Genomic DNA, 5,143 nt, shown 5'->3' on the forward strand with positions numbered 1-5,143 from the left:
GGGTCAAGCGATTCGAGCCAGTCAACTTGACATTTAGTCAAATTACGTAACCTTTCCCCATTCCCTATTCCCTATTAATCAAATGAAACTTGCAGAAGCATTAATACTCAGAGCTGATTGTCAGAAGCGCGTGAATCAGTTGCAGCAGCGATTGATGCGAAATGCCCAGGTGCAGGAGGGCGAAACCCCCTCAGAAGATCCGCAGACGCTATTAGCAGAGGTTGATGGGGCGATCGCCGAACTGACGAGTTTGATTCAGCGCATCAACCGCACCAATTCTCGCACGGAACTCGAATCGGGGGCGATGCTCTCGGATGCGCTGGCGCAGCGGGATACCCTGTTGTTACAGCACCGGGTTTACAACACGGTTGTCACGACAGCATCCACTCGCCAAAACCGGTACGGACAATCGGAAATTAAGATTTTTAGTACGGTGAACGTCGCCGAACTGCAAGGGCAACTCGATCGCCTGTCGCAGCAGTGCCGGATCTTGGATACGAGCATCCAACAAGCGAACTGGAATACGGAATTACTCGATTAAGTATCGATCGAGCCAGTCGGTAGCCAAATAAAGCGAAGCGGGTACAACCTGCCAACTGGGTTAAGTTGGACTTACGGCTGTTAACCGTATCCTTGGTGGCATTAGGACAGTGCCAGACGAGTTCGATTCTCGTTTACAAGTTACGTCCGCTAATGTTACAGCTGTACTGTGTATTGTTAATGTTACAACCGCGTATCGATCGCTCGATTTTGGCGAGGGTGGGTTTGGGGACTTACAGCTCGATCGCAACCGACAAGTAAATGTTTGTTGTAGGGGTCAATGGCCGTTGTTACATTCCTTCATCGACCTTTAGATTTCCACGCCTATCTACTTACCAGTTCGTTATTCTCGATACGGCAATTCCAGTCATCATTCGTCTGTTAACAACGGGACAAAAATTTAACACCCGATCGAGCTATACGTGCAACCTGCGATCGATTGATTTTTCCTCGTTCGTTCCGGGGTAAACTGGAAACGAAATGCCAATATTTTGGCTGTTTGTAACGGGATAATTTATCCGAAATCGCAGTGGATAAATCAACTTCGGAAATGCGATCGGTTTTGGGAACGCACACGGCAACCACAGCTTCGCCCCAGTCATCATCGGGAATGCCGATCGCGCAAATATCGGCAACTAAACCCGTTCCTCGAATAGCCGCTTCGACTTCCGCAGGAAAGACATTTTCCCCGCCGGTAATAATTTTATCGCTACATCGACCGATGATATAAAGATAGCCACGATCGTCTAAAAATCCGATATCATCAGATTTAAGAGTTTCTGAGTTTGATAATCGATCTAATCTAGTTTCGGAAGAATAGTAACCCAGACATAAAGATTTCGATTGAATGGTAATTAGACTCGATAAAGTTATATCGCTGGAAAAAGAATCAGTTTCAAGATGAGCATGGGGTAAAACTTGCCCGCAACTCTGATTTCCCTTCAGGAAATCGTCTGGTTTCAAGGTGACGACTTGCGAAGCCGTTTCTGTCATTCCATAAGTCGGTGCAAGGCGAATTTTATGAACTCTAGCTTTTTCCAGAAGCCTCTCCCAAGCTGGTGCGCCGCCGAGAAGAACCACATCAAATTGTTGCAGCCAATTCGTCTGTTTTTCGTCGTTCAAAATTCGTTGTAACTGCGTAGGAACCAGAGAAATAAACCAGCGATCGATTTTGAGATTGGGTTCGGTCATTTTCTCGATCGATTCCAGTTTACTTTTCGGTAATATCCAGAGTTTTCCACCTGTGGTAAAAGAGCGCATAAACTGCATCAATCCACTGACATGATACAGTGGCAACAAACAACAGGAGTTAACGCGATCGACTTGGAAATATTCCTGAAATCCCCGAACCGATGCCATTAAAGTTTCCCAAGTATGAACGGCAAATCTAATTTTTCCTGACGTTCCCCCGGTAGGAATCATAATTCTAGTTAAACTGGGGGAAATTGAAGGAAGATCTAGAATCGAAATCGTCTCTAAAAGTTCGAGATTTAAATCAACACCTACATTCCAAACTAAATTAGGTTGGATTAATTCGATCGCTTCTTTCCATTCAGCTTCTTTCCAGTTAGAATCGCCTAAAAAAATGGGATAGCCCAGAGTGCAAGCAGCCATAAAACTGGCTAAAAAAACTTCTGGATTCGATTCGCAAAGTAAAATTTTAGATTGATAGTTGTCTTTGAGTCGATTCAGTTCTTGCAATCGATTGTAGAAAATTGCCTGAAATCGATCGGGCTGCATTCCAACAAGCCAATTCTCATGCCAACGTTGTTGTAAAACTGTCAAAGGAGAAATCATCTCGATTTTAAATTAAATTTAAAATTCAATAAATATAATATTTTTTTCATGGCAGCGGATCGGATAACGATGCTCTAATTTATTTATAGAGAGAGGTTATCGATAAGTTTCGATATCAAAAAAATTAGTTTTAAGTGCTTTTTAATTAAGAAAATAAATACTTATAAACTTTTATTTCATGACAATACATTATGTTAAACAATCGTCTATAATTTCTAGCGACTTATCTAAAAATCCAATAAATGCTCGATCTCCAGAATTAGAAAACGGCTTCCATAAAAGGCACAGAAAAATCGCTGCATCCATTTATAATACCGTTTTTGTACCGCGCTCTCACTCGATTGCGATCGCTATGTAGACTGAGATGGACTGTTTTATATCGGGTACAGTGCGATCGGAAACATCCCCATAAAGGAAAGGATAAGGATAGACCCAAGCTCTGTCTATAGGAAGACGAAATCTGCATTGGAGTTGACTAATCTATTTCACTAGGGCAAGTGAATATTGTGCAGATTTCCCTAAAACTCTCTTCCCTTCACTCTTGGCAGTTTTTGTCCCGTACTTAGATGCAAACTATACAAACCGATCGACAAACAAATCGACAAACAGCTATAAATTACGATCGAGCTGAGCAGCAATTCATCGACATTCTAGAAATAGAAGATTTAGACAAGAAAGTTGCTGCCGAACCCGAGCGGTTTCGGGACCTCGAAAAAGCGATCTCTTTCTCGCTCTGGTCGGCATACCAAAGCCCGACTGGGGATAATGCCGCACATCTTTTCTTGCAAAGGATACTTTATCGCATCAATCGCTTGAAGTTCTTTTGGTATGACGATTTGCATCGCTATACCAATGAGAACTCGGCTTACTTACTCGCAATCCTCAAGCAGATTGAAGACGTTTGGTCCCAGTGGGAACTCGCACAAATTGATGTGGAAGCCTTGCAACTAGAGGATGTTAAGCAAGGATTGAAAGAACGAGCTGCCGTAGATGTCAATCCTCCAGACTCTGCAGACGGTCGTTATTTTCGCGAGCAGATGACCGAGGCGGGTTATCGTCAGCTTTTAGCCATTACCTCTGTGGATGGCCTGGTGGAGGCGAGTCAACTTTCGAGAACGTTGGCGGGTGTGGCAAATGACGTGCAGGCAGTGATGACGCGATTACTGATGGAGGAGTATGGCGGCGGTCGTCTGGCTCGCAAGCACTCTTCCTTTTTCACCACGATGCTGGCCCAATTCGATCTGAATCTCGAGCCAGAAGCCTATTTGGCGTTGGTGCCTTGGGAATCCCTCGCAGCGACGAACTATGGCTTTATCATTAGCGAACGCAAGCGCTATTTCTTGCGTTATATCGGCAGCTTGCTTTACTTCGAGACTTCGATCCCAGCGGCTTTCACAAACTACCAGGCTGCGGGCGTTCGGTTGGGGCTTTCGTCAGATGCAATGGCTTACTGGAATTTGCATATTAAGGTTGATGCACTACACGGACGCTGGATGCTAGATGACGCGGCTCTACCCCTTGTGGATCGCTACCCCGCGCAGGCTTGGGAGTTACTGCTCGGCTACGACCAGCAGCGGCTGATTAGCGAGCGTGCCGGTGCGGCGATCGCCCGAGCGGTTCGCGAAACCGACGATCTGGCTGTCCGATCGCGGAGCTAAAAGTTTTGCATTTGCTAGGAACGGACAGTCGATCGGGACTGACGCAAGCTTGCGTCAGTCTTGTTGAACGATCGGTGCATTCATGAAAATCGTAAATAATTTATTAAACTGTATCGTGTCATGCAGATTTAAAGCTCATGATACGATAAAAGACGACTCCATCTTAGCTACCCTGTTCGCAAATAAAAAGGAGTGTATCTTTTGGGTTACTACCAAGGAATTGCTGATTACTATGACTTGTTAATGGATGCCGGCTACTATGATTACGAATCATTGGCAACATCTATTCGATCGGCAATCGGTTCGCGAAAAAGGCTACTTGAGCTTGGTATTGGCACGGGTCAGGTCGCTCAAGCCCTACTTAAACTCGATCCAACCTATGATTATGTTGGGATAGATTTTAGTCCGGCAATGATCGAAATTGCCAACAAACGCTTATCTAATAGTATTCCTATCGTCGAATGTGACGTTGCGAAAATGAATCTCGATCGCAAATTCGATGCTGCTATCTCAAGTGGTGGCACGTGGGTAATCGTTCGATCGAATAATGAGTTACAGTTAGGAACGCATTTATTCAACCAAGAAAATGACATTCTGGGATTGCAGAATGTTGCGAAGCATCTCGATTCGGGTGGGCTTTTGTTGTTAAGCGTTCACTCCCCTCACGAAGATAGAGACCTGAACTTAACCGATGGAATTGTCTACTCTCAAAAAATTGGCAAGCCTAACGGCAGCTCAGAACACTTCTTTGTGGAAAAGACTTATTCTTTCCATAAAGAGGGAAGCGTTCTTGCCGAAGAAACGTTAGCTTTAGGATTCTATAAAGATACAGCGTTTCAGAAAATTCTTGCAGATGTAGGATTCAAGCCTTTGGAGATGACGGATGACAGAAAGTTTTTTGTCTTTGAAAAGGTTGACTGAGAAGGGAGGTTAACTTGATTTTTGGTGCATCAACCTGTTGAAAAACGCAATTAGCCGAGCGCTCTTTCAAGATACTAATTTTTCAGATATAGCGGTTATCAATCTGTTGAAGTACAGAGTTTCTGGTTTTCGGGAATGGGGAATGGGGAATAGGAAATAGAATTTGGGTGTACCTCACAAGACTGAGAATTGCTATAAGTAGGTGGGTGTTAAAACTTGTACTCATG

4 protein-coding genes are annotated in these 5,143 nt (G+C 44.2%); 3 read left to right on the forward strand and 1 reads right to left on the reverse strand.

Going from position 1 to position 5,143, the window contains the following annotated elements:
- The first annotated feature begins 82 nt into the window (after window positions 1-82).
- Window positions 83-541, forward strand: a complete 459-nt coding sequence (locus IQ235_RS18495) for a DIP1984 family protein (RefSeq protein WP_264322886.1) — start codon at window positions 83-85, stop codon at window positions 539-541.
- Window positions 542-921: 380 nt separating this feature from the next.
- Here the strand turns inward: IQ235_RS18495 and IQ235_RS18500 are convergent, their stop codons facing one another.
- The gene (locus IQ235_RS18500; RefSeq protein WP_264322887.1) at window positions 922-2,325 is read right to left on the reverse strand and encodes a 2-succinylbenzoate--CoA ligase; all 1,404 of its coding nucleotides are present in this window, start codon (window positions 2,323-2,325) and stop codon (window positions 922-924) included.
- A 578-nt stretch (window positions 2,326-2,903) separates the two neighbouring features.
- Between IQ235_RS18500 and IQ235_RS18505 the strand changes: the two genes are divergently transcribed.
- Window positions 2,904-3,995, forward strand: coding sequence for an iron-containing redox enzyme family protein (locus tag IQ235_RS18505; protein ID WP_264322888.1), 1,092 nt, complete (start codon window positions 2,904-2,906; stop codon window positions 3,993-3,995).
- Between the two features lie 201 nt (window positions 3,996-4,196).
- Complete coding sequence (locus tag IQ235_RS18510) at window positions 4,197-4,916, forward strand: class I SAM-dependent methyltransferase (protein WP_264322889.1); 720 nt, start codon at window positions 4,197-4,199, stop codon at window positions 4,914-4,916.
- Window positions 4,917-5,143 lie beyond the last annotated feature (227 nt).

Origin of the sequence: Zarconia navalis LEGE 11467, from assembly GCF_015207075.1 — a bacterium.
In the GTDB taxonomy this organism is placed as follows: Bacteria; Cyanobacteriota; Cyanobacteriia; order Cyanobacteriales; family Geitlerinemataceae; genus Zarconia; species Zarconia navalis.

Excerpts from the sequence above, each read along its gene's own strand:
- IQ235_RS18495 (WP_264322886.1), top strand. The coding sequence starts at position 83 with ATGAAACTTGCAGAAGCATTAATACTCAGAGCTGATTGTCAGAAGCGC.
- IQ235_RS18505 (WP_264322888.1), top strand. The coding sequence starts at position 2,904 with ATGCAAACTATACAAACCGATCGACAAACAAATCGACAAACAGCTATA.